Consider the following 21,921-nt stretch of genomic DNA (forward strand, 5'->3'; position numbering starts at 1 on the left):
TCCTAGGACCGGGCCGCGGCGTGCGCCGGACCGACCGCGTTGGCGGGGGCGCCCTTGGCGCCGCCGGGTGGACCATCCTTGTCGCGCGGACGCTTGATGCTCACCACCAGGTTGAATTCGACCACTTTCTTGGCGGTCTTGCCTTGGCCCAGGCCGGTGGACTTGACTTCGATCAGGTCGGGCCGCTCCAGCCACGGCGAGACGCCGGCCATGTTGCGCAACAGTTCCGAGACCCGCTCCTGCGATTGCGCGTAGCCGTTGACGGTGACCTTCTGCCCCTCCTGCTTGAAGCCCTTGAGGTAGACGCCGGGCGGGGTCTGCTTGACCAGTTCGTCCATCAGGTAGACCGGCTGGTTGCGGTCGCCCTGCAAATCCTCGACCGCCTGCTGGCGCGCCTTCAGCGCTTCGATTTCCTGCTTCAGCGTGGCGATCTCGGCGATTTTCTTGTCGAGCTCGGTGATGGCGGTCTTCAGCACGGTGTTGCGCTGCTCCTGGATCGAGAGCGCGCGCGCGTTGTAGCCGCCCACCATCAGCACCACGCCGACGCCGATCAGGCCGCCCAGCGCCAGCAGCGCGAAGAAGGCGGCCTTCTTCTGCTTGCGTTTTTCTTCGCGGTGCGGCAGCAGGTTAATCCGTATCATCAGCCGAACCTCCGCAAAGCCAGGCCGCAGGCGACCAGGTAGGCCGGGGCGTCGAGCCGCAACTGCGATTCGCGCACCGACGGGCCCAGCTGCATGCCCTTGAACGGCGAAATCACCGCGCTGGAAATCTTGGTGCGGCTGGCCACCAGCTCCAGCAGGCCGGGGATCAGCGCGCAGCCGCCGGCCAGGAACAGCTGGTCGACCCGGGTGTACGGGGTCGAGGTGTAGAAGAACTGGATCGCGCGCGTCACTTCCAGCGCGGCGCTTTCGAGGAAAGGCACCAGCAGCTCGGCGTTGTAGTTGTCCGGCAGATCGCCGCTTTTCTTGCGCGCCTCGGCCTCGTCGAAGGCCAGGCCGTAGGAACGCACGATGTCCTGGGTCAGCGCGTTGCCGCCGAACGGCTGCTCGCGCTCGTAGACGGTGACGCCGTCCAGCATCACCGAGATATGCGTGACCTGGGCGCCGATCTGGAACAGCGCGACCACCTGGCCCACGCCCGATTCCGGCAGCTGGAAGATGACCCGGTCCAGCGCGGCGCGGGCGGCGTAGGATTCGATGTCCATCACGGTGGCCTTCAGGCCGGACGCCTCGGCGATCGCGATCCGGTCCTCGACCTTCTCGCGGCGCGAGGCGGCCAGCATCACCTCGATGTCGTCGGCCGAGTTGGCGGCCGGGCCGATGACGTCGAAGTCCAGGCTGACCTCGTCGAGCGCGAACGGAATGTACTGGCTGGCCTCGGATTCGACCTGCACTTCAAGCTGGTCTTCCGACAGGCCGGCCGGCAGGATGATCTTCTTGGTGATGACCGAGGCCGGCGGCATGCCGAGCGCGGCCAGCTTGGCGCGGGTGCCGCTTTTCTTCCACACGCGGCGCACCACTTCCACCACCTGGTCCATGTTTTCGATGTTGCCGTCGGTGACGGCGTTGCGCGGCAGCGGCTCGGCGGCGTAGCGCTCCAGCCGCAGTTCACCCTTGGCGCCGCGCGCCAGTTCGACCAGCCGCACGCCGGAGGTGCTGATGTCGATGCCGACCAGCGGCTGGTCGCCGCGCCCGAACAGCGCCTTGATATCGATCATGCGAGCTCCCCGGCGCCATGGCTGGCGCCCGCACCACAGTGCCTCCGAACAACGATTCGACCTGTTTGCATAAAAGAACTCGTTTGAAAACCAGCGTTTAGCCTGCTTATGTCAGACCGTACATTAAATCGTGCCTATATAAGTGTAAAGGTATTTCTACAGTGCACGATTGTCTTGGTGTGAGGGTTTCACCACACTTATTTCGTCCTTCGTAGCCGCAAAAGCAACTCAGTTGTTTTGTTACTCACGAGTAAATATTTCTGACGTCAAGCATGCGCGCCGTGCCCGCTGGCGCTCGCTTATAATGGGCCGGATACATAAAACAGAAAGATCGTCCTGCATGGCCTCCTCCAATTCGGCACCGCCACCATCGAATCCGTCCAACGCATCCGCCAAAACCAAGGGTAAACCGCGCCGCTTCCTGCTGATGGCCGGCTTGTCGGTGGTCGGGCTCGGCCTGACGGCGCTGCTGCTGGTGGTGTTCGGCCTGGCGATGGCCTACCCCAACCTGCCCGAGCTCGACACGCTGACCGACTACCGGCCGAAGATGCCGCTGCGGATTTTCTCCGCCGACAATGTGCTGATCGGCGAGTTCGGCGAAGAGCGCCGCAACCTGGTGCGCATCAAGGACATCCCCGACGTCATGAAGAAGGCGGTGCTGGCGATCGAGGACGACCGCTTCTACGAGCACGGCGGAGTCGACTACACCGGCATCCTGCGCGCGGCGGTGCACAACGCCACCGGCGGCGCCAAGCAGGGCGCCTCCACCATCACCCAGCAGGTGGCGCGCAACTTCTTCCTGTCGAGCGAACAGACGCTGAAGCGCAAGGCCTACGAAGTGCTGCTGGCGTGGAAGATCGAAAAAAACCTCAGCAAGGACCAGATCCTCGAGGTCTACATGAACCAGATCTACCTGGGCCAGCGCGCCTATGGCTTCTCGTCGGCCGCCCAGATCTATTTCGGCAAGAACCTGCGCGACATCAGCGTGGCCGAGGCGGCGATGCTGGCCGGGCTGCCGAAGGCGCCGTCGGCCTACAATCCGGTGGTCAATCCGAAGCGCGCCCGCACCCGACAGCAATACATCCTGGTGCGCATGCACCAGCTCGGCTATATCAGCGACAAGCAGTTCGAAGAGGCCAAGGCCGACCCGCTCAAGGTCAAGACCGACAGCAGCGAGTTCGGCGTGCACGCCGAGTACGTGGCCGAGATGGCGCGCCAGCTGGTGTACGAGCAGTTCAAGGAAGACACCTACACCCGCGGCCTGAACGTGTTCACCACCATCACCAAGGCCGACCAGGACGCCGCCTACCTGGCGCTGCGCAAGGGCGTGATGGACTACGAGCGGCGCCACGCCTATCGCGGTCCGGAAGCCTATATCGACATCCCGCAGAAGAAGGAAGAGGCCGACGACGCGATCGAGACCGAGCTGGCCGACCACCCGGACAGCGACGACATCGTCGCCGCGATGGTGCTGGCGGCGACGCCGCAGCTGATCACCGCCGTCACCGCCTCGGGCGAGGAGATCAAGATCAGCGGCGCCGGGCTGGAGATGGGCCGTTCGTGGCTGTCCGAGAAAGCGGCGCCGAACAAGCGCATCCGCCGTGGCGCGGTGATCCGCGTCATGCAGGAGGGTAAGGATTGGGAAGTGACGCAGATGCCGGAGATCGAATCGGCCTTCGTCGCGGCCAGCACCACCGACGGCGCGATCAAGGCCATGGTCGGCGGCTTCGACTACAACCGCAGCAAGTTCAACCACGTGACCCAGGCCTGGCGCCAGCCGGGCTCGTCGTTCAAGCCCTTCATTTATTCGGCCTCGCTGGAGCGCGGCCTGTCGCCGGCCACCATCATCAACGACGCGCCGATCTCGTTCGACGCCGGCCAGACCGGCGGCCAGGCCTGGGAGCCGAAGAACTACGACGGCAAGTACGACGGCCCGATGACCATGCGCCGCGGCCTGACCAAGTCCAAGAACATGATCTCGATCCGCATCCTGCACCGCATCGGCGCCAAGTACGGCCAGGAATACACCACCCGCTTCGGCTTCGATCCGGACAAGAACCCGCCGTACCTGACGCTGGCGCTGGGCGCGGGCAACGTCACGCCGCTGCAGATGGCGGGCGCCTACGCGGTGTTCGCCAACGGCGGCTACAAGGTGAGTCCGTATCTGATCTCCAAGGTGACCGACGCCGACGGCAAGATCCTGTCGCAGGCCCATCCGGACCTGGCCGGCGACGAGAAGAACCGCGTCATCGACGAGCGCAACGCCTTCATGATGGACAGCATGCTCAAGGACGTGGTGCGCTTCGGCACGGCGACCAAGGCGCTGGCGCTGAAGCGGCCCGACATCTCCGGCAAGACCGGCACCACCAACGATTCGATCGACGCCTGGTTCGCCGGCTACCAGCCGAAGCTGGTGGGCATCGCCTGGATCGGCTACGACCAGCCGAAGAACCTGGGCAACCGCGAGACCGGCGGCGGCCTGGCGCTGCCGATCTGGATCAACTACATGCAGAAGGCGCTGAAGAATATCCCGATCGAGGAACGGGCGGTGCCGGACGGCGTGATGCTGGTCGGCGACGAGTACTACTACGCCGAGAATCCGCCGGGCGTCGGCGTGCACAACCTCGACGCGCCGAACCACGGCACCCCGGCCGAGGAAAAAGCCAAGGACGCGGTGAAGAACGAGCTGTTCTAGCGCTTAGCCCAGCCTGACCGGGCTGCCGCCCTGAGCGCTGACCATCTCGGACAGCGCGGCGAACAGCTCGGAGCCGTCGCGGGTGTTGAGCCACTGCCCGTCCTTCTGCTTGTAGTGGTAGCCGCCGGAACGCGAGGCCACCCACAGCTCCTGCATCGCGGCCTGGCTGTTGACGATGATCTTGGAACCGTTGTCGATGAACTCGATCTCCAGCACATTGCCGCTGCGGCTGCACTCGACGTCGAGCATGTCCTCGTCGTTCAAGTCGTCCAGTTTGGCCTCGATGGCGGTGAGGGTGGCCTCGGCCTGCGCCAGGAATTCTGATTCGCCCATGCTACACTCCAATATCTATACTCAATCCATGATTTTATCGTGAAGTCCACTTTCCGTTTGTTTATCGGCCCAGCGACGCTGAGCCTGACCGTATTCCTCAGCGGTTGCGGCCAACCCGGCCCGCTGTACCTGCCCAAGCCGCCAGCGGCCAAGCCCGCCAAAAGCGGCGCCGCCCCGGCCGCGCCCGCCCCGGCGCCGATCACGCCTCCGACCACCACTCCCGTTTCCCAACCATAATCTATGTCGCAATTTTCGTATAAAGACGGCGTGCTGCACGCCGAGAACGCGTCGCTGAGCGCGATCGCCGAGCAGTTCGGCACCCCGGCCTACGTCTACTCCAAGGCGCAGCTGCTGGCCAACTTCGCCTCCTACGCCGACGCCTGCGCCGGCCGCGACGCGCTGGTCTGCTACGCCATGAAGTCCAATTCCAACCTGGCCATCCTCGACCTGCTGGCGCGCCAGGGCGCCGGCTTCGACATCGTCTCCGGCGGCGAACTGCTGCGGGTGCTGGCGGCCGGCGGCGATCCGCGCAAGGTGATCTTCTCCGGCGTCGGCAAGAGCGTCGAGGAAATGCGGCTGGCGCTGACGCACGACATCCTGTGCTTCAACGTCGAATCGATTCCCGAGCTGCACCGCCTCAACGAAGTGGCCGGCGCGATGGGCAAGACCGCGCGCATCTCGCTGCGCGTCAACCCCAACGTCGACGCCAAGACCCATCCGTACATCGCGACCGGCCTGAAGGCCAACAAGTTCGGCGTCGCCTTCGACGACGCGCTGGACACCTACCGCACCGCCGCCACGCTGCCGCACCTGGAAGTGTCGGGCATCGACTGCCACATCGGCTCGCAGCTGCTGGACGACGCGCCGCTGCTGGAGGCGCTGGACCGCCTGATCGAACTGATCGACAAGCTGGGCGACGAAGGCATCGTGCTGCACCACCTGGACATCGGCGGCGGCATCGGCATCAATTACGGTGAAGCGGGCGAAGCGGCGCCGGTGCCGGTGGGCGACTACCTGGGCCGGCTGTTCGCGCGCATCGACGCCTGGCGCGCGGCGCGCCACGACGGCAAGCCGATCAAGGTGATCTTCGAGCCGGGCCGTTCGATCGTCGGCGACACCGGCGTGCTGCTGATGAAGGTGGAATACATCAAGCACGGCGAAGAGAAGAATTTCTGCATCGTCGACGCGGCGATGAACGACATGGCGCGTCCGGCCTTGTACCAGGCGTGGATGGACATGCGGCCGGTGGCGCAGAGCGCGGCCGAGGCGCTGGCTTACGACGTGGTGGGACCGATCTGCGAATCCGGCGACTGGCTGGCGCGCGACCGCCAGCTGGCGGTCGAGGCCGGCGACCTGCTGGTGATGCACACGGCGGGCGCGTATGGCATGACGATGGCGTCCAACTACAACACCCGCGGCCGCGCCGCCGAGATCATCGTCGACGGCGACGTCTGCCACCTGGTGCGCCGCCGCGAAACGCCGGAAGAGTTGTACGCGCTGGAGTCGCTGATCAAGTAAGCAGCGCCAGCCGGACAAAAGCCGCCCGCGTCACCGCCGGCGGCTTTTTTCATGCGGCGGCGGCCTTCTTGCGCCACCAGTAGACGCGCATCAGCAGCAGGATGCCGAGGATGGTGCCGAAGATGATCGGCTGGGTGAAGTTGTGCTTGCCCGCCTTCATCCACCAGAAGTGCAAAATGGCCAGCGGCGCGATCACGTAGATCAGCCGGTGCAGCCACTGCCAGCGCTTGCCGCCCAACCGCTTGACCATGGCGTTGGTGCTGGTCACCGCCAGAGGGATCAGCAGCACGAAGGCGATGAAGCCCACCGTGATGAACGGCCGCTTCAGCACGTCCTTCCACATCTCCCGCAGATCGAAGAAATGATCGAACCACAGGAAGGTCATGAAGTGCAGGAAGCCGTAGAAGAACATGTACAGCCCCAGCATGCGGCGCAGCTTCAGCAGCCAGTTCCATTTGCTGAGCCGGCGCAGCGGCGTCACCGCCAGCGTGAAGCACAGGAAGTACAAGGTCCAGTCGCCGGTGCCGCGCGTGATGAACTCCAGCGGCTCGACCAGTTGCCCGGTCAGCGTCAGGTAGACCATGCGCAGCAAGGGCACCAGCGCCAGCGCGAACACCGCGCCCTTGATCCAGCCGACCTGGCGCGCGGACGGAGCGAACGCCATCAGTAGAACTTCTTCAGGTCCATGCCGGCGTACAGCGGCGCGACATCGTTGTAGCCGTTGAACATCAGGGTCTTGCGCTTGCGCGCCAGGAAGCCGTCCTCGCCGATGCGGCGCTCGGACGCCTGCGACCAGCGCGGGTGATCGACGTCCGGATTGACGTTGGAGTAGAAACCGTATTCGTTCGGCGCCGACAAATTCCACGACGTGCGCGGCTGGTCTTTGACAAAGCGGATCTTGACGATCGACTTGGCCGACTTGAAGCCGTACTTCCACGGCAGCACCATGCGCACCGGCGCGCCGTTCTGGTTGGCCAGCGTCTCGCCGTACATGCCCAAGGTCAGCAGCGCCAGCGGGTGGTTGGCTTCGTCGATGCGCAAGCCTTCGGTGTACGGCCATTGCAGCACGCGGCTGCCGACGCCCGGCATCTGCTTCTTGTCGGCCAGCGTGACGAATTCCACGTACTTGGCGTTGCCGGTCGGCTCGACCTTCTTGATGATCTCGGAGAACGAGTAGCCGATCCACGGAATCACCATCGACCAGCCCTCGACGCAGCGCAGGCGGTACACGCGCTCCTCGAGCGGCGCCAGCTTCAGCAGCGCGTCGATGTCCAAGGTCATCGGCTTCTTGACCTCGCCCTCGATGGTGACGGTCCACGGCCGCGTCTTCAGCGTGCCGGCGTTCATCGCCGGTTCGCTCTTGTCGGTGCCGAACTCGTAGAAGTTGTTGTAGGTGCTGGCGTCCTTGTACGGCGTCTGCTTGTCCAGCGCCGAGTAGGCGGGATTGAGCTTGGCGGCCAGCTTGGGATTGCCGCCGCCCTGGGCGAAGGCTTCGCGGTTGGCCATCTCCAGCAGCGCGGCGCTGCCGACGGCGCCCATGGCGAGCTGCTTGATGAACTTGCGGCGCGATTCGTACTCGGCGCGCGGCGTGATTTCGGAAGAAAACGGCAACTCGATGCCGTTGGGGCTGCGTTTGATCAGCATGCTGACTCCGGAGGAAGTGTAAGCCTCAACCTTACACCAATCCCCGGAAGTCGTTGATTACATTGCGATTACAATTTGCCGTAAGAGTGCAATCCGGACAAGAACATGTTCACGCCGAGGAAGGCGAAGGTGGTCACCAGCAAGCCCACCAGCGCCCACCAGGCCGCCGGACGTCCGCGCAGGCCGGTCATCAGGCGCATGTGCAGCCAGGCCGCGTAGTTGAGCCAGACGATCAGCGCCCAGGTCTCCTTCGGATCCCACGACCAGTAGCCGCCCCAGGCCTCGGCGGCCCACAGCGCGCCCAGGATGGTGGCGATGGTGAAGAAGGCGAAGCCGGCCGAGATGGCCTTGTACATGACGTCGTCCAGCACCTCTTCCGACGGCAGCCGATCCTTCAGGTAGCCGGAGGTCTTGAGCAGATAAGCGGAAGCCACCATGGCCGCCAGCGCGAAGTTGCCGTAGCCGATGAAGTTGGCCGGGACGTGGATCTTCATCCACCAGCTTTGCAGCGCCGGCAACAGCGGCTGGATGTCGGCGGCGTTGCGGGTGGTGGTGTACCAGAACAGGAAGCCGATCGCGGCGGTGATCACCAGCGAGACGAAGGCGCCCAGCTGGCGGGTGGCGTAGCGCTGCTCGAAGTACAGGTAGAACATCGCGGTGATCAGCGAGAACAGGATGAACACTTCGTACAGGTTGGACACCGGGATGTGGCCGACGTCGGCGCCGATCAAGTAGGACTCGTACCAGCGCACCATCATCGCGGTCCAGCCCAGCACCACGGCGGCCCAGCACAGCTTGGAGCCGATGCTGGACGCCGCCGCCGAGCGGCCCGCCAGGCCGATCAGGTAGAACACGGTCGACAGGCAGAACATCACGCTCATCCACAGCACCGCCGACTGGCTCGACAGCATCATGCGCAGCCAGAACTTCTGGCTGCCCATGTCCAGCTGGCCGGCGTACATCGAGATCGCCCACAAGGTCAGCAGCGCCACCAGCGGCATCAGCCAGCGCACCGGCTTCCAGTGCCAGCCCAGCGCGGCGAAGGTCGGCGCGGCCAGCAGCAGGATCGCCTGTTCGTAGACGTCCATGTTGTGGTGGTAGCGGTTCAGGCCGAACACAGCGGCGGCCACCAGCGCCAGCGCGAAGATCCAGTCGAACGCCGTCAGCCGTTTGAAATAGCCGGGCGCCTGGGTATAGGTTTGCTGGGATTGCGTCAGTTCCATCATAATTCTCCGATGTTGCAACAAGGAAATATGTTAAACCATATTAACTTAATTGTGGCAACTTTTCCTTAAGACTATCAAATTCACGTTCGAAATCCAGCGTCTTGCGTTGGGTGCTCATGGCCATCAGCGCCTCCGCGCCAGGTGCGTCGCCATCCGCCTGGTCCTTGATCCAGACCCACAGCCGGCGTTCGCGGATGTAGAACATGGAGAATACGCCCAACACCAGGAATATGCAGCCCAGGTACACCACATTTTTGCCCGGCGAGCGGGTGACCTGGAACACCGAGGCCTTGATCTCGGTGAAGTCGTCCAGCTGCAGGTACACCGGGGCGCCGTAGAAGAAGGTGTCGGACAGCGCGTTGGTGGCCAGTTGCAGGAAGCGGCCATGCCGCTCGTCGGCCGCGACCGGCTCCAGGCCGTCCTTCTGGCGCGCCACCTGCCACAGGTCCCACAGGCTGCCGTTGAGGATTTTCATGAAGACGTCGGCGGCCTTCTCCTGCTCGCCGGCCGGGATCTTTTCCAGGAACTGCGAGATGGCGACGAAACCGGCCGCCTTGTCGTCGCCGGCGAAGATGCTCAGGCTCTTGTCGGCCGAGGCCTGAAGCTGGCCGCGCAGCACGTCCGAGGTCGACGATTCCGGCGTGGCGCGCTCGGCGTAGCGCTTGGCGGCGGCCGCGCGCAGCGCCGGGTCGCTCAAGGCGGCGCGCAGGCGCATCCATTCGGTGACGCTGTGGCCGTCGTCGGCCGGGATGCGCAGGAAGCTGAAGTTGTCGGATGGGTTGACCCGCATGCCGGCCAGGAACACCTGGACGCCGTCGATGGTCACCGGCTGCATGTAGTTCTGGTATTCGCGCGCCTGGCCGGTCTTGTCGCGCAGCTTGTACTGCACGCTCGGGCCGACGTTTTTCAGATCCTTGTTGTTGGCGTTCTTGCCGGCCGAGCCGGTGTGCTTGTCGAGGCCGACCGCGAACTGTTCCTCCAGGCTCTGGCCCTTGGTGACGGCGCGCGCATCCTGCGAGGCGGCGACGTTTTCCACGTTGAACGGACGGAAGCCGGTCCACTCCACCGTGTAGGCGTCGCTCAGCGGCGTGCTGCCCCCGACTTCGCCGTTGAAGTCGAAGCGCCTGGCGTCGTTGCCGGTCATCGGGAAGCCGGTCAACTTGAGCTTGCTGCCGCCGTCCTCAAAGCTGGACTGGTAGACCGCCACGCCGTTGTGGATCAGCGGCTTGTTGACCTCGATGACGGCCTTGACCACCTCGCCGGTGGCGTGGTCGCGCAGCTCGACCTCGCTGGCGAACAGCTTGGGCATGCCGGTCGAGTAGAAATCGATGGTGAACTTGTTCAGCTTCAGCGTGAACGGCAGATCCTGGATCAGCACGCCATCCGGGCGGGCCAGGATGGCGGTGTCGCTGGAGCTGCCCTCCGGCACCATGGTGTTGCCGCGGAAGGTGGGATTGGCGGTGCTGAGGCGGTGCTGCGCCGGCACTTGCGCGATCAGGCCGCTGCCGGTGAACGGCGTCTTGCCGAGGAACCATTCCTGCAACCGGATCGGCATGTCGGAATCGAGCAGGCCGCCGATGCAGATCACCACGATCGCCGAGTGGGCGAAGATATAGCCGAACTTGTTGGCCGCGCCCTGCTTGGCGGCCACCAGGGTGCCATGGTCCTTGTCGACCAGCTTGACCTTGTAGCCGGCGTCGGCCAGGCGGGCGGCGGTCTGCTGCGCCAGCGCGGCGCGCGCCAGCGGCGAGCGCCATTGCATCTTGTGGTGAAAATTCAGCAGCGACTGCTCGCGCACGTTCTCGCGCCAGCTGCGCATGTCCTTCAGCATCTTGGGCGCGTTGCGGATGATGCACAGCGAGGTCGAGATCACCAGCGTGCCCATCAGCAGCAGGAACCACCAGGCCGAGTACACCGCGTACAGGCCGGCCTTGCGGAACACCTCGAACCAGAACGGACCGAACTGGTTGAGGTAGTTGGCGCTGGCCTCGCCCTGCTTCATCACGGTGCCGATCACGGCGGCAATGGCGATCATCGCCAGCAAGGCGATGGCGAAACGCATGGAGGAAATCAGTTCGACGACTTCGCCGACGATCGGGCGGCGGGTGTTCAGCTGGATGCCGGTGGTGCTCGGACTGCCAGGGACGGGGTTGCTCATTGCGTAAGATTTCTCAAATAAAAGTTTCCAGCCGGCAGCATACCAACAAAAAGGGCGGCACGCCTACGCTGCCGCCCTCTTTCTGTTTGCCGCGTCCTCGCCGGAACGAGGCGGATGAATTACTTCAAGCCGGCGACGTAGTCGGCGACCGCTTTCATTTCCTCGTCGGACATGCGGCTGGCGATGGTGGTCATCTCGGCGCTGTTCTTGCGGCCCTTGGCCTTGAACAGACTCAGCTGAGCAACGGTGTAGTCCTGGTGCTGGCCGCCGATACGCGGATATTGTATCGGAATCCCGGCGCCGGCGGCGCCGTGACAGCTGGCGCAGGCGGGCACGTTCTTCTCGGCGATGCCGCCGCGATAGATTTTCTTGCCCAGTTCGACCGTGTCCTTGTTCTTGGCGGCCCCGGGCTTCTGCGCCTGGGTCGACAGCCAGGCCGCGACGTTGTGCTTGTCCTCGTCGCTGAGCATCTTGGCGTAGGTGGTCATCACCGGCTGGTTGCGGTCGGCGGTGGTGAAGTTGACCAGCTGCTTGTACAGATAGCCCTGATGCTGGCCGGCCAGTTTCGGGTTGACCGCGATGGTGGAGTTGCCGCCGGCGCCATGGCAGGACACGCACGCCGGGAGGCCGCGCGCGGCGTCGCCGTCGGTGTACAGGGTGCCGCCCTTGGCAGCGTCAATTTTCGGCGCGGCGTCGGCGTGGGCCGGCTTTTCAGCGGCGCCCGCGGTGGCCGCAACGGCCAGCAAGCCAACGAGCAAGGATTTTACCAGCGGTGAAAACACACTATTCATTCAAGCACCCTGAGCTAGTCTAAAAAGATTGTTTCTACAACGATGCGCCACCCTAGCACGAAATATGCATGGCAGCACTTCGCAACCACTCATTGTACAATAGCTTCCCAGCATATTTGCTCCATTTTGTTGCATTTTTCCCCATCCCCATGTCCAAACTCTGGCAAGCCCGCTTCTTTACGACCGTGAACCAATTGCGCGATCTTCCCGACACCCAGGTGCCGGAAATCGCCTTCGCAGGTCGCTCCAACGCCGGTAAATCGACCGCCATCAACATCCTGTGCAACCAGAAAGGGCTGGCGTTCGCCTCCAAGACCCCGGGCCGCACGCAACACATCAACTACTTCTCGATCGGCGGCGCGCACATCGCGCAACACCGCAAGGACCCGACCATCGTCGACGAAATCGAATGCCTGCTGGTCGACTTGCCGGGCTACGGCTACGCCGAGGTGTCCGGTTCGGCCAAGCTGCACTGGCAGCGCCTGCTGGGCGACTACGTGCAGCGCCGCGACCAGCTGGCCGCGCTGATCCTGATCATGGATTCGCGCCGCCCGTTCACCGACCTCGACATCCAGATGCTGGAATGGTTCGCCCCGACCGGCAAGCCGATCCACTGCATCCTGACCAAGGTCGACAAGCTGAACCGCAACGAATCGGTCAACGCGCTGCGCCAGGCCAAGGCCAAGCTCGACAGCTACGTCGACGAGGACGGCGAAGGTTTCCCGTTCACGGTGCAGCTGTTCTCCGCGCTCAAGCGCATCGGTATCGAGGAAGCCAACGACAAGATCCTGGAACTGGCCGGCGTCAGCGACGACGAAGCCGCCGCCCAGGTGGAACTGATCGAGATGGAAGACGACGTCGAACCGGACGACAAGCAAGCAGATTAAGGAAAGCCCAAGCAATGACCAAGCCCCACGCCGCCGCCCAATTCCCCGCCATCCGCATGCGCCGCATGCGCCGCGACCCGTTCTCCCGCGCCCTGATGCGCGAGAACGCGGTGAGCGCGTCGGACCTGATTTATCCGGTGTTCATCCTGGAGGGCACGCACCAGCGCGAGCCGGTGGCGTCGATGCCGGGCGTGGAGCGGGTGTCGGTGGACCTGCTGCTGAAGGTGGCCGAGGAATGCGTGGCGCTGGGGATCCCGGTGCTGGCGCTGTTCCCGGTGATCGACGTGGCGAAGAAGACCCCGGACGGGGTCGAAGCCACCAATCCGGACGGCCTGGTGCCGCGCGCGGTGCGGGCGCTGAAGCACGCCTTCCCCGAGCTGGGCATCCTGACCGACATCGCGCTCGATCCGTACACCAGCCACGGCCAGGACGGCCTGATCGACGACAACGGCTATGTCATCAACGACATCACCACCGCGATGCTGATCCGCCAGGCGCTGTGCCATGCCGACGCCGGGGTCGACGTGGTGGCGCCGTCGGACATGATGGACGGCCGCATCGGCGCGATCCGCGCCGCGCTGGAGGAGGCCGGGCATATCCACACCCGCATCATGGCCTACTCGGCCAAGTACGCGTCGGCCTTCTACGGCCCGTTCCGCGACGCGGTCGGCTCGGCCGCCAACCTGGGCAAGGGCGACAAGAACACCTACCAGATGGACCCGGCCAACAGCGACGAAGCCTTGCGCGAAGTCGGGCTGGACCTGGCCGAGGGCGCCGACATGGTGATGGTCAAGCCGGGCATGCCCTACCTGGACATCGTACGGCGGGTGAAGGACGAGTTCAAGGCGCCGACCTTCGCCTACCAGGTCAGCGGCGAGTACGCGATGATCAAGGCGGCCGCGCAAAACGGCTGGCTGGACCACGACAAGGTGATGATGGAATCGATGCTGGCGTTCAAGCGCGCCGGCGCCGACGGCGTGCTGACCTACTTCGCGCTCGACATCGCCCGCCTGCTCAAGGCCAAATAACCCCTTCGGTGTCAGTGCCGACATTCGGACACGAGCTCAACCGTAGTAAGCATTACGGTTGAGCTCGTGTCCGAATGTCGGCACTGACACCGGGGTTGGAACTGACCCCGGTTTATCTGGACGCGCCCCGCGTGTATTCGGGGAACATTTCCTTCAGCAGGAAGGCGATCAGCTCCTCCTCGTCCTCCTTGCGCGCGCTCAGCGTGATCACGCGGCCCAGGCGGCGCGAATCCCATTCGAAGTCGCCCGGCTTTTCCTTGCGGATGATCTTGACCATTTCCTTGGCCACCGCCGTCTCGATATCCCGCTCCGAACCCTGCTCGACGTGGATCTGCTGCAGCCAGCGCCGCTTGAAGTTGGTGTTCCAGCCGCGGAACTTGACGTCGGCGCTGTGGAAGCTCTTGTCGACCTGGAAGATGCCGCCGGTGTCGTCCTTGTCGGCGCCGTTGCTGCCGCCCTGCGCCCGGCCGATGTTGGCCTTGGCGATGCGGTTGGCGCGATCGTCGGCGCTCTCGACCGCCGGTTGCGCCGGCTGCGGATTGGCCGCCTCGCGCGCGGCGCGCTTGCGGGCGATCATCTCCATCATGTCTTCCTGCGGCGGCGGCGTCATCGTCGCCTGCACCGGCGGCACGTAGGTCTCCAGCTTGGGCTTGACGGCGGACGGCGTGTCCCGCGTCACCACCTGCTTGCGCGGCGGCGGCGGCTTGCTGGCCTTGGCCGTCTCCGACTTCTTCGGCTGCGGCGTCGGCTTGGGCGTGGGCGTCTTCTCCAGCGGCTGGATGTAGACCATCTGCCCGCCCTTGGCCTTGGTCGGCATCACCGGCTTTGGCGACGGCGCGAACAGGTAGTACAGCACGCCCAGCAAGTGCAGCGCGATCGAGATGCCGATGCCGATGCGGTTGGACTTCGATTTACGATCCCAGGTGCCGTAGTTCTCCCCTGCCGCCGGCAAGCGCTGGCCGCAAGTTTCGCAATACTCGGAATTGGCCGTGAGGATGTGGGAATCGTGGTGCAAGATACAAACCTTGTGGAACGAAGTCGTCAAAATGGGGCCATAGTGCCAGAGTCCCGCTATTTTGGGAACCGCTCCGCATGGCATGATAGCGCACCCGGCACCCGGCGCGCGCGCTCCAGGCTGCCCACTTTACAAGTTAAGGGTCTTCACGGGTGTTACCGTATGTATCAGAGGCTTTGCATTCTGCCATCGAAACGCCCTGAAACAGGGGCGTCGCGACGGGCGCCGCCCCTGTGGCGCCCATCGCCGCCGGCTTCATTACAAATGCGTAAGGATGTCGCGAAAACTCAATGCTTGACGATGTTGACCGCTTTCAGCGGCACCGCCTTGACCGCTTCCGGCTCGGCCTCGGCGGCGTCGGCGGCGATGTCGTCGTCGCTCATCGGGCCGGTGCCGCTGTACTTGTCGAGGAACAGGTAGATCACCGGGGTGATGTACAGCGTGATCACTTGCGAGAAGATCAGGCCGCCCACCACCGCCAGGCCCAGCGGCTGGCGCAGCTCGGCGCCGGCGCCCAGGCCCAGCGCGATCGGCAAGGCGCCCATCAAAGCGGCCATGGTGGTCATCATGATCGGGCGGAAGCGCAGGATGCAGGCCTCGCGGATCGCCTCCTCCGGCGTGCGGCCTTCGTTGCGCTGCACGTGCAGCGCGAAGTCGATCATCATGATGGCGTTCTTCTTGACGATACCGATCAGCATCAGGATGCCGATGATGGCGATCATCGTCAGGTCCAGGTTGAACAGCCGCAGCGTGATCAGCGCGCCCACCGCCGCCGACGGCAGGCCGGCAAGGATGGTCAGCGGGTGGATATAGCTTTCATACAGCACGCCCAGCAGCACGTAGATGACGCCCAGCGCGGCGATGATCAGGATCAGCTGGCTGCCCTGCGAGCTCTGGAACACCGCCGCGTCGCCGCCGTAGTTGGTGATGATCGAGGCCGGCAAACGCATGTCGGCGCCCATCTTGTCGATCTTGGCGGTGGCCGTGCCCAGCGGCACGTCCGGCGCCAGGTTGAAGGAGATCGTGATCGCCTGCAGCTGGCCCTGGTGGTTGACGGCGGTCGGGCCGATGGTGCGCTCGACGCTGGCAAAGCTGGACAGCTGCACCAGCTGGCCGGCCTTGTTGCGCACCGAAATCTTGGTCAGCGCGCTGTCGAACTGGCGGTCGGCGTCGGCCGCCTCCAGGATCACGTAGTAGCTGGCGGCCGGCGAGTAGATGGTCGACACCTGCCGTTCGCCGAAGGCCAGGTACAGCGCGGTGCGGATGTCGCCGATGGCGACGCCGAGGTTGTTGGCCTTGTCGCGGTCGATCTTCAGCGAGGCCTGCAAGCCCTTGTTCAGCGAATCGCTGGTGACGTCGCGGAAGTCCGGGTCGTTGCGCAGCTGGTCCAGGTATTTATCGGCCCAATCGTTGAGCGTGCCGGGACTGACCGACTGCAAGGTGTACTGGTAGCGGCTCTTGGACTGGCGTCCGCCCAGCTGCAGGTTCTGCACCGGGCTGAGGTAGACGGCGATGCCCGGCACCTGCTTGGTGGCCTTGCGCAGGCTGTCGAGCACCTGCGGCATCTTGGCGCGCTGGTCGCGCGGCTTGAGCACCAGGAACATGCGGCCGCTGTTGCCGCCGCCGGTGAACGAGGTCACGTCCTGCACGTTGGGATCGGCCTTGATGACGGCGGCGACGCGGTCCTGCAAGGCCAGCATGGCCGAGGTCGAGATGTCTTCGGAGGCTTCGGTGTTGACCCGGATCTGGCCCAGGTCTTCCTCCGGGAAGAAGCCTTTCGGGATGGTCATGTACAGCACCGCCGTCAGCGCGAAGGTGCCGAACGCGGCGGCCAGCACGATGTAGCGGTGGTGCAGCGCGATGTTCAGCGTGCGGGCGTAGAAGTTGCGCAGCGCGGTGAAGCCGGTCTCGAACCAACGGCCGATGAAGTTGCCCTTGTCGTGCTCGGGATCGATGGCGTCGGCCGGCAGCAGGCGGCTGGCCAGCATCGGCACCAGCATCAGCGACACCGCCGCCGACACCAGCACCGACAGCGCCACCACCACCGCGAATTCATGGAACATCAGGCCGATCACGCCCGGCATGAAGAAGATCGGGATGAACACCGCCACCAGCGAGACCGAGATCGAGATGATGGTGAAGCCCATCTCCTTGGCGCCGACCAGCGAGGCTTGCAGCGGCTTCTTGCCCATCTCGATGTGGCGCACGATGTTTTCCAGCACCACGATGGCGTCGTCGACCACCAGGCCGACCGCCAGCGTGATCCCCAGCAGCGAGACGTTGTCCAGGCTGTAGCCGAAGGCGTACAGCAAGGCCAGCGCGCCCAGCAGCGAGATCGGCATCGTGATCGCCGGGATGAAAGTGGCGGCGGCGCGGCGCAGGAACAGGAAGATCACCATCACCACCAGGAAGATGGTCAGCAGCAGGGTCAGGTTGACGTCGTGGATCGCTTCGCGGATCGACACCGAGCGGTCGTTGACCAGGTTGATGTTGATCGAGGCCGGCAGCTGCGAGCGGAAGCGCGGCAGCAGATGGCGCACGCCGTCCACCACCTGTACCGTGTTGGCATCGGGTTGGCGCTGCACCAGCAGCACGATCGAGCGCTCGCCGTTGTAGCTGCCGTAGCTCTTGATCGACTGGAAGCTGTCCTCGACCGTGGCGACGTCCTTCAGCCGCACCGGTTCGTTGTTGCGCACCGCGATGATCAGCTCGGCGAATTCGGACGCCTTCATCATCTGCGCGTTGCCCTGGATGGTCAGGGTCTGGCTCGGCCCGTCGAGGATGCCCAGCGGGGTGTTGGCGTTGGCCGACTTGATCGCCTGCTGCAATTCGTCCAGCGTCATGTTGCGCGCGTTCATCAGCTCGGACTTGGCGCGCACCCGCACCGCGAAGCGCTTCTGGCCGTTGACGGTCACCTGCGCCACGCCCGGCAAGGTCGACAGGCTCGGCGCGATCAGGTTTTCGGCGTAGTCGTTCAGCTCGGACAAGCTCAGCGACGGCGAGTTCATGGTCATGAACAGCACCGGCGCGTCGGCCGGATTGACCTTGCGGTAGGACGGCAGGTCGGTCATCTCGACCGGCAGCTGGCGCTGCGCGCGCAACAGCGCCGCCTGCACGTCGACCGCCGCTTCGTTGACGTTGATGCTCGGGTCGAACTCCAGCGTCAGCGAGGAATTGCCCAACGTGTTGGACGAGGTGATCAGCGTCAGGCCGGCGATGGTGGAGAACTGCTTCTCCAGCGGCAGCGCGACCGACGAGGCCATGGTGTCGGGCGAGGCGCCCGGCAGGTCGGCCGAGACGTTGATGACCGGGGTGTTATAGCTCGGCAGCGCCGCGACCGGGATGTAGAAGTACGACAGCACGCCGGCCAGGATCAGGCTCAGCGACAGCAGCACCACCATCACCGGGCGCCGGATGCATAACTCGGAAAGGTTCATCGCTTAGCCCTTCTGCTTGGTTTCGCCGGCCTTGTCGGCGCCGGCGACGCGCACCTTGCCGCCGGGACGCAGGTTTTGCTTGCCGTCGACGATGACCCGTTCATCGCCATTCAAGCCCATCACGGCCGCCCGGTCGCCGAAGCTGTGCAGGCGCTGGATGCTGACCACCCTGGCGGACTGGTCTTTGTCAATCGCGTACACGAAGGTGCCGCGGGTGTTGCTAATGATAGCGTTTTGCGGGATCACCGTCGCATTTTTGATCACATGCGAGGTCAATTGGGTGTTGACGTACTGGCCCGGCCACAGCTTGGTGTTCTTGTTGTCGAACTGGGCTTTCACGCGGATCACGCCGGCGACCGGATCGACCGTGTTGTCGATGAAGCTGAGCTTGCCGTCGACCGCCTGCTCGCTGCCGGTGGCGATCACCTTGACCGGCACCGTGCCGTCGCGCTGCGCCTGCATCAGGCCGCCCAGCGCCGATTCCGGCAGCGTGAAGGCGACGTTGATCGGATCGAGCTGGGTGACGCTGGCCAGCAAGGTGGTGCCCGACACCAGGCTGCCCGGATAGACGGTGATGGCGCCGACGCGGCCGTTCATCGGCGCGCGGATCACGGTGTAGCTGGCGTCGACGCCGGCCGAGCGGGCGGCGGCCATGTCGGCGTTGAGCAGCGCGCGCGCCGAGTCGACCTGGCTCTTCAGCGTGTCGACCGCGCCCTGGGCGATGAATTTCTTGTCGAGCAATTCCATCGAGCGCTTGTACTGGCGCTCGTAGTCGGCCAGCGCGGCCTGGTCGCGCGCGACCTGGGCTTGCGCCTTGTCCATGTTGGCGCGCTCGCTGCGGTCGTCCAGCGTGAACATCACTTCGCCGGCTTTGACGAACTGCCCTTCCTTGATGTGCACCCTGGAGATGGTGCTGGTGGTCTGCGGATGCAAGTCCACGGTGCTGATCGGCGTCACCGTGCCGTTGGCCTGCAACACCACCGCCACATCCTGGCGCACCGGCGCGACGATGCTGACGGTGGTCGGACCTTGCGGGCCGTTGCCGTTCAGCGCCTTGCCGGCGCCGGCGTCATGCGCGGGCGCGCCGTGGGTCATGTACCAGATACCGCCGCCGACCACGACGATCGCGCCGATCAGGGATGCTAAGGAAGATTTTTTCATTTTTTCTAATAGGTTTTGCTGCCGAAAAATATTGCCGCCGTGCATAAGGCGGAACATTGTCGCATAGTATTTGCGGGAAAAACCGCCGCCGTTGCTACCACCAGACGGTTTTTTCATCGCGACCGCAAGTCACGAAACCGTCACAATCGCGGTGCGAACCGGCTAATGCCCGGCGTAGTATTCCGGCACGATCAAGGTGACCTCCAGGCCGCCGTCGGCGTGGTTGGACAGCACCACGTCGGCGCCGTGCTGCTCGGCGATGTTGCGGGCGATGGTCAGGCCCAGGCCGGTGCCGCCGGACTCGCGCGAGCGCGAGGTTTCGATGCGGTAGAACGGTTCGAACACGCGCGCCATCTGGTCCTGGGCGATGCCGGGACCGCCATCGCGGATGCGGATGCGCGCCGCGCCGACCATGCGCTCGACGGTAACATTGGCGTAGTGGCCATACTTGACCGCGTTGTCGATCAGGTTGACCAGGCAGCGGCGGATCGCCAGCGGCCGGCCCATCAGCGCCATCGCGGCGCGGCCGCGCAGCTCGACCTGCTGGCCGCCGTCGGTGGCGTCGCTGCACACGCTGTCGAGCAGCGAGTCCAGATCCAGCGCCTGCATGGTTTCGGTGGTGTCCATGCTGCGAGCCAGGTCGAGTCCTTCCTTGACCATCTGCTGCATCGCCGACAGGTCGTCGATCAGGCGTTGCTGCAGGTCCGAGTCGTTGACTTTTTCCAGCCGCAGCCGCAACCGCGTCAGCGGCGTCTGCAGGTCGTGGGTGATGGCGGCCAGCATCTGCGTGCGCTGCATGATGTGCTGGCGGATGCGCGCCTGCATCGCGTTGAAGGCGGCGCTGGCCTGGCGGATCTCGGCCGCGCCGCTCAGCACCACCGGCGGGTGGTTGATGTCGTTGCCCAGGTCCTTGGCGGCCTGCGCCAGCAGCTTGAGCGGGCGCATGGTCATGCGCGTGACCAGATAGGCCAGGAAGGCGATGCTGAGCAGGAAAGGCAGCATCGCCAGCAGCTCGCTATGGGTCGACGGCGGCGGCGGGCGCGGCGGCAATACCGACAGCTTCAGCACCGTGCCGTCGTGCAGCTGCACGTTCATGGTTTCGCAGGTGCCGCGCCATTGGGTCGGGGCGAAGATGTTGCTGCTCTGGCGCGGCTGGTCGCACGCGGCCGGATGCTCGTCGAGCGGGCCCAGCTTGTAGCGCTCGCCAAGGCGCTGTTGCAGCGCCATCGAAAAATCGGTCGGCGGCAGCGCGGTGGCGATCGGCACGTCGGTGGTTTCCAGCCGCACCGTGCCGCGGCTGGCGGCCACCAGGTAGGTCGGCCGCGCGCTGTCGGGCAGCACGTCGGCGGTGGTGATCAATTGCTCGGCCCGTTCCAGCGCGTGGAAGTCGCGATAGCGCTCCAGCGCGCGCGTGCGTTCGCCCACGGCCAGCCACTGGGTCAGCGCCGCCGAAGCGACGATCCCCAGCAACAGGACCAGGAACACGCGCCCGGTCATCGAACCGAAGAAGGCTTTCACGCTTGCGGCTCCACGGTGACCTGGCCGGCCAGCACATAGCCGCCGTTGCGGACGGTCTTGATGATTTGCGGCAGGCGGGCGTCTTCGCCGAGCTTCTGGCGCAGGCGGCTGATTTGAATGTCGATCGAGCGGTCGAACGGGTCGGCGTCGCGGCCCTGGGTCAGGTTCAGCAGCTGGTCGCGGTTGAGCACGCGGTTCGGATGTTCGAGGAAGACCTTGAGCAGGCGGAACTCGGCGCCCGACAGCATAATGACGATGCCCTCCGGATTGAGCAGGTGGCGCGCGGTCAGGTCCAGCGTCCAGCCGGAGAAGCGCATCTGTTGCGCCTTGTCGGCGCCGCTGCCGGACGGCATGGCGTTGCTGCGGCGCAGGACGCTGCGGATGCGCGCCAGCAGCTCGCGCGGTTCGAACGGTTTCGGCAGGTAGTCGTCGGCGCCCATCTCCAGGCCGAGGATGCGGTCCAGCGGTTCGTTGCGGGCGGTCAGCATGATCACCGGCAGCGTCGAGTGCGCGCGCAGCTTGCGGCACAATGTCAGGCCGTCGTCGCCCGGCAGGTTGAGGTCGAGCACGACCAGGTCGGGACGGGCTTCGTCGAGCAGCTTCCACATGGCGTTGCCGTCGGCCGCGCACAGGGCGCGGTAACCGTTGGATTCCAGGTAATCGGCCAGCAGGGTGCGGATGTCGCGATCGTCGTCGACGATCAGAATAGTAGATGTGGGTTCCATGGGCCTAATTATCCCCAGTTCGGTCATGCAAGACTAATCACCAATTGTATCGTCTTGTATATGCCCCG

18 protein-coding genes are annotated in these 21,921 nt (G+C 64.8%); 5 read left to right on the forward strand and 13 right to left on the reverse strand.

Annotated features, from left to right (window positions below; genetic code table 11):
• Positions 1 to 2 precede the first annotated feature (2 nt).
• Together GW587_RS01595 and GW587_RS01600 are read right to left on the reverse strand one after the other, a co-directional pair.
• Positions 3 to 641, reverse strand: coding sequence for a PilN domain-containing protein (locus GW587_RS01595; protein ID WP_166097766.1), 639 nt, complete (start codon positions 639 to 641; stop codon positions 3 to 5).
• The gene (locus GW587_RS01600; RefSeq protein WP_166097768.1) at positions 641 to 1,717 is read right to left on the reverse strand and encodes a pilus assembly protein PilM; all 1,077 of its coding nucleotides are present in this window, start codon (positions 1,715 to 1,717) and stop codon (positions 641 to 643) included. The genes GW587_RS01595 and GW587_RS01600 overlap by 1 nt, the downstream gene beginning before the upstream one ends.
• A 340-nt stretch (positions 1,718 to 2,057) precedes the next feature.
• Between GW587_RS01600 and GW587_RS01605 the strand changes: the two genes are divergently transcribed.
• Complete coding sequence (locus GW587_RS01605; protein ID WP_166097770.1) at positions 2,058 to 4,412, forward strand: penicillin-binding protein 1A; 2,355 nt, start codon at positions 2,058 to 2,060, stop codon at positions 4,410 to 4,412.
• A 3-nt stretch (positions 4,413 to 4,415) separates the two neighbouring features.
• Here the strand turns inward: GW587_RS01605 and cyaY are convergent, their stop codons facing one another.
• Positions 4,416 to 4,745 carry an iron donor protein CyaY gene (gene cyaY, locus GW587_RS01610; protein ID WP_166097773.1) on the reverse strand — a complete coding sequence of 110 codons (330 nt, stop codon included), beginning with the start codon at positions 4,743 to 4,745 and terminating at the stop codon, positions 4,416 to 4,418.
• Between the two features lie 39 nt (positions 4,746 to 4,784).
• Here cyaY and lptM point away from each other — a divergent pair, with 39 nt between their 5' ends.
• On the forward strand, positions 4,785 to 4,982 hold the full coding sequence (gene lptM / locus GW587_RS01615) for an LPS translocon maturation chaperone LptM (protein ID WP_371875531.1): 198 nt from the start codon (positions 4,785 to 4,787) through the stop codon (positions 4,980 to 4,982).
• Positions 4,983 to 4,985: 3 nt separating this feature from the next.
• Positions 4,986 to 6,263: a diaminopimelate decarboxylase gene (lysA, locus tag GW587_RS01620; protein ID WP_166097776.1), complete on the forward strand. Its 1,278-nt coding sequence runs from the start codon at positions 4,986 to 4,988 to the stop codon at positions 6,261 to 6,263.
• Positions 6,264 to 6,312: 49 nt separating this feature from the next.
• Here the strand turns inward: lysA and msrQ are convergent, their stop codons facing one another.
• From msrQ to GW587_RS01645, 5 genes are all read right to left on the reverse strand, one after another.
• Complete coding sequence (msrQ, locus tag GW587_RS01625) at positions 6,313 to 6,927, reverse strand: protein-methionine-sulfoxide reductase heme-binding subunit MsrQ (protein ID WP_166097778.1); 615 nt, start codon at positions 6,925 to 6,927, stop codon at positions 6,313 to 6,315.
• Positions 6,927 to 7,907 carry a protein-methionine-sulfoxide reductase catalytic subunit MsrP gene (msrP, locus tag GW587_RS01630; RefSeq protein WP_166097781.1) on the reverse strand — a complete coding sequence of 327 codons (981 nt, stop codon included), beginning with the start codon at positions 7,905 to 7,907 and terminating at the stop codon, positions 6,927 to 6,929. The genes msrQ and msrP overlap by 1 nt, the downstream gene beginning before the upstream one ends.
• Before the next feature lie 68 nt (positions 7,908 to 7,975).
• Positions 7,976 to 9,130 carry a c-type cytochrome biogenesis protein CcsB gene (ccsB, locus tag GW587_RS01635; protein ID WP_166099049.1) on the reverse strand — a complete coding sequence of 385 codons (1,155 nt, stop codon included), beginning with the start codon at positions 9,128 to 9,130 and terminating at the stop codon, positions 7,976 to 7,978.
• A 43-nt stretch (positions 9,131 to 9,173) separates the two neighbouring features.
• A complete protein-coding gene (locus tag GW587_RS01640) occupies positions 9,174 to 11,291 on the reverse strand; it encodes a cytochrome c biogenesis protein ResB (protein ID WP_166097785.1) in 2,118 nt (705 codons plus the stop codon).
• Positions 11,292 to 11,410: 119 nt separating this feature from the next.
• Positions 11,411 to 12,082 (reverse strand): c-type cytochrome, encoded by a 672-nt coding sequence (locus GW587_RS01645; protein ID WP_166097787.1) that lies wholly within the window; start codon positions 12,080 to 12,082, stop codon positions 11,411 to 11,413.
• Between the two features lie 149 nt (positions 12,083 to 12,231).
• Here GW587_RS01645 and yihA point away from each other — a divergent pair, with 149 nt between their 5' ends.
• Together yihA and hemB are read left to right on the forward strand one after the other, a co-directional pair.
• Positions 12,232 to 12,969, forward strand: coding sequence for a ribosome biogenesis GTP-binding protein YihA/YsxC (gene yihA / locus GW587_RS01650; protein WP_166097789.1), 738 nt, complete (start codon positions 12,232 to 12,234; stop codon positions 12,967 to 12,969).
• A gap of 14 nt (positions 12,970 to 12,983) precedes the next feature.
• The gene (hemB, locus tag GW587_RS01655; RefSeq protein ID WP_166097791.1) at positions 12,984 to 13,997 is read left to right on the forward strand and encodes a porphobilinogen synthase; all 1,014 of its coding nucleotides are present in this window, start codon (positions 12,984 to 12,986) and stop codon (positions 13,995 to 13,997) included.
• A 112-nt stretch (positions 13,998 to 14,109) separates the two neighbouring features.
• Here the strand turns inward: hemB and GW587_RS01660 are convergent, their stop codons facing one another.
• From GW587_RS01660 to GW587_RS01680, 5 genes are all read right to left on the reverse strand, one after another.
• Complete coding sequence (locus GW587_RS01660) at positions 14,110 to 15,012, reverse strand: hypothetical protein (protein ID WP_166097793.1); 903 nt, start codon at positions 15,010 to 15,012, stop codon at positions 14,110 to 14,112.
• A gap of 287 nt (positions 15,013 to 15,299) precedes the next feature.
• The gene (locus GW587_RS01665; protein WP_166097796.1) at positions 15,300 to 18,449 is read right to left on the reverse strand and encodes an efflux RND transporter permease subunit; all 3,150 of its coding nucleotides are present in this window, start codon (positions 18,447 to 18,449) and stop codon (positions 15,300 to 15,302) included.
• 3 nt (positions 18,450 to 18,452) lie between these two features.
• Entirely contained in the window at positions 18,453 to 19,610 is a 1,158-nt protein-coding gene (locus tag GW587_RS01670) for an efflux RND transporter periplasmic adaptor subunit (RefSeq protein ID WP_166097799.1), read from the reverse strand.
• Between the two features lie 162 nt (positions 19,611 to 19,772).
• A complete protein-coding gene (locus GW587_RS01675; protein WP_166097801.1) occupies positions 19,773 to 21,128 on the reverse strand; it encodes an ATP-binding protein in 1,356 nt (451 codons plus the stop codon).
• Positions 21,125 to 21,853 (reverse strand): response regulator, encoded by a 729-nt coding sequence (locus tag GW587_RS01680; RefSeq protein ID WP_166097802.1) that lies wholly within the window; start codon positions 21,851 to 21,853, stop codon positions 21,125 to 21,127. Before GW587_RS01680 ends, GW587_RS01675 begins: the two co-directional genes overlap by 4 nt.
• Positions 21,854 to 21,921: the final 68 nt, after the last annotated feature.

Origin of the sequence: Duganella aceris (genome assembly GCF_011090165.1) — a bacterium.
Lineage (GTDB): Bacteria > Pseudomonadota > Gammaproteobacteria > Burkholderiales > Burkholderiaceae_D > Rugamonas > Rugamonas aceris.

Excerpts from the sequence above, each read along its gene's own strand:
- GW587_RS01600 (WP_166097768.1), bottom strand. The coding sequence starts at position 1,717 with ATGATCGATATCAAGGCGCTGTTCGGGCGCGGCGACCAGCCGCTGGTC.
- msrQ (WP_166097778.1), bottom strand. The coding sequence starts at position 6,927 with ATGGCGTTCGCTCCGTCCGCGCGCCAGGTCGGCTGGATCAAGGGCGCG.
- hemB (WP_166097791.1), top strand. The coding sequence starts at position 12,984 with ATGACCAAGCCCCACGCCGCCGCCCAATTCCCCGCCATCCGCATGCGC.
- GW587_RS01665 (WP_166097796.1), bottom strand. The coding sequence starts at position 18,449 with ATGAACCTTTCCGAGTTATGCATCCGGCGCCCGGTGATGGTGGTGCTG.
- GW587_RS01640 (WP_166097785.1), bottom strand. The coding sequence starts at position 11,291 with ATGAGCAACCCCGTCCCTGGCAGTCCGAGCACCACCGGCATCCAGCTG.
- GW587_RS01595 (WP_166097766.1), bottom strand. The coding sequence starts at position 641 with ATGATACGGATTAACCTGCTGCCGCACCGCGAAGAAAAACGCAAGCAG.
- yihA (WP_166097789.1), top strand. The coding sequence starts at position 12,232 with ATGTCCAAACTCTGGCAAGCCCGCTTCTTTACGACCGTGAACCAATTG.
- GW587_RS01645 (WP_166097787.1), bottom strand. The coding sequence starts at position 12,082 with ATGAATAGTGTGTTTTCACCGCTGGTAAAATCCTTGCTCGTTGGCTTG.
- GW587_RS01680 (WP_166097802.1), bottom strand. The coding sequence starts at position 21,853 with ATGGAACCCACATCTACTATTCTGATCGTCGACGACGATCGCGACATC.
- GW587_RS01605 (WP_166097770.1), top strand. The coding sequence starts at position 2,058 with ATGGCCTCCTCCAATTCGGCACCGCCACCATCGAATCCGTCCAACGCA.
- msrP (WP_166097781.1), bottom strand. The coding sequence starts at position 7,907 with ATGCTGATCAAACGCAGCCCCAACGGCATCGAGTTGCCGTTTTCTTCC.
- GW587_RS01670 (WP_166097799.1), bottom strand. The coding sequence starts at position 19,610 with ATGAAAAAATCTTCCTTAGCATCCCTGATCGGCGCGATCGTCGTGGTC.
- ccsB (WP_166099049.1), bottom strand. The coding sequence starts at position 9,130 with ATGGAACTGACGCAATCCCAGCAAACCTATACCCAGGCGCCCGGCTAT.
- lysA (WP_166097776.1), top strand. The coding sequence starts at position 4,986 with ATGTCGCAATTTTCGTATAAAGACGGCGTGCTGCACGCCGAGAACGCG.
- cyaY (WP_166097773.1), bottom strand. The coding sequence starts at position 4,745 with ATGGGCGAATCAGAATTCCTGGCGCAGGCCGAGGCCACCCTCACCGCC.